Genomic DNA, 1,923 nt, shown 5'->3' with positions numbered 1-1,923 from the left:
GAGCCCTGTCCCACCGCCATCCGGTCGCGCTGCGCCGCCACGAGGTTCGCCGCGCCGCTGTGTGTGACCGCCACGCCCTTCGGTGTGCCCGTCGAGCCGGACGTGTAGATGACGTACGCCAGTCCTGCCGGGGCGATGGATACCTCCGGCGCGGTGCCCGCGGCCTCCGAGGACCGCCCCAGGTCCTCCGGGCCGACGACGACGTCCACCCCCGCGTCGGCGACCATGAACTCCATACGCTCGGGCGGGAGCGCAGCGTCGACCGGCAGGTACGCCGCGCCGGCCTTCCATACGCCCATGATCCCGACGATCATCTCGGGGGCGCGTGGGAGCCGGACGCCCACGACTGACTCCGGTCCCACGCCCCGGCTACGCAGGTGGTTCGCCAGCCGGTTGGCCGCCACATCCAGTTCGGCGTACGACAGCTCCGCACCGTCCCCCACCACCGCCACCGCATCCGGAGCGGCTGCCACCCGCTGCCCGAACAACTCCACGATCGAAGAGAACGGCACCTCGAGTGCGGAGTCGTTCCACTGCCGAAGCAGCACGTCCCGCTCGTCCGCACCGAGCACGTCCACCTGACGCAGCCGCAACTCGGGGTTCGCGGTGACCGCCTCGAGCACCCGGGCGAGCCAGTTCGCCATCCGCTCGGCTGTCTCGGCCTCGAACAGGTCCGCCGACGCGGTGAGCGCGCCACGGAGTCCGACCGGGCGCCCTTCCTCGTCGAGCACCTCGGACAGCATCACCTCCAGGTCGAGCTTCGCCGTCACCGTGGCTGCGCCACCGACCACCGTCTCTCCGGAATCGGCCCGGGTGGTCCCGGTCGACTCGGCGGCCGCACGTTCAACGTTCTGTACGTCCAGCGTCACCTGGAACAGCGGGTGCCGCGCCATCGAGCGGGACGGTGCCAGCTCCTCCACCAGCCGCTCGAACGGCACGTCCTGATGAGCCAGGGCGTCCAGGCCCGCTTCCCGCACCCGCGCCAGAACCTGCCGGAACTCCGGGTCCCCGGACAGGTCCGTACGGATCACCAGCGTGTTGACGAAGAACCCGACCAGGTCGTCCAGTGCGTCGTCGGTGCGGCCCGCCACCGCCGAGCCGACGGGGATGTCCGTCCCCGCCCCGAGCCGCGACAGGGTCACGGCCAGCGCGGCCTGCGCCACCATGAACACCGTCACGCCCTCGGCCCGCGCAAGCTCCACCATCCGCCGATGCACCTCGGCCGGTATCCGTACCGGCACCCGATGACCCTGATGGCCGGCCACCGCCGGACGCGGCCGATCGCTCGGCAGCTCCAACTCCTCCGGAGCACCGGCCAGCGCCTGCCGCCAGTAGCCGACCTGCTGCGACAGCAAACTCTCCGGATCAGACTCCTCCCCCAGCAACTCCCGCTGCCACACCGCGTAATCGGCATACTGCACCGGCAACGACTCCCACACCGGAGCCTCACCCCGCAGCCGCGCCTCGTAAGCGGTGGAGACGTCCTTGGCCAGGGGGCCGCGGGACCAGCCGTCGGAGGCAATGTGGTGCATGACCACCAACAGCACCTGCTCGTCCTGGCCGACCTGGAACAGCCACGCCTTGATCGGCAGCTCACTCGACAGGTCGAAGGCATACTGCGACGCCTCAGCCACCGCCCCAGCCAGCTCCTCCGGCTCCACCTGGGACACTTCCAGGTCCCATGTGAGCTCGTCGGGGTCGAGGATCCGCTGGTAGGGCTCGGCGTCCACTGCCGGGAACACCGTCCGCAGCGACTCGTGCCGCACGATCACGTCCCGCAACGCCGCACCCAACGCGTCGACGTCCACATCACGCATGCGGATCGGGGTGGGAATGTTGTAGGTGGCGCTGGGACCCTCGAGTTGGGCCAGGAACCACAGCCGCTGCTGCGCGAAGGACAACGGCACCCGCTCCGGCCGCACC

General features: G+C 70.6%; 1 protein-coding gene. It reads right to left on the bottom strand.

Going from position 1 to position 1,923, the window contains the following annotated elements; translation table 11 throughout:
* Positions 1 to 1,923 (bottom strand): condensation domain-containing protein (locus ACZ5CR_RS44100; RefSeq protein WP_468868987.1); only part of this gene is annotated, 1,923 nt, incomplete at both ends.

The sequence above is a fragment of the Streptomyces sp. NPDC031274 genome (genome assembly GCF_055570235.1).
This window is presented reverse-complemented; position numbering and strand designations above follow the sequence as displayed.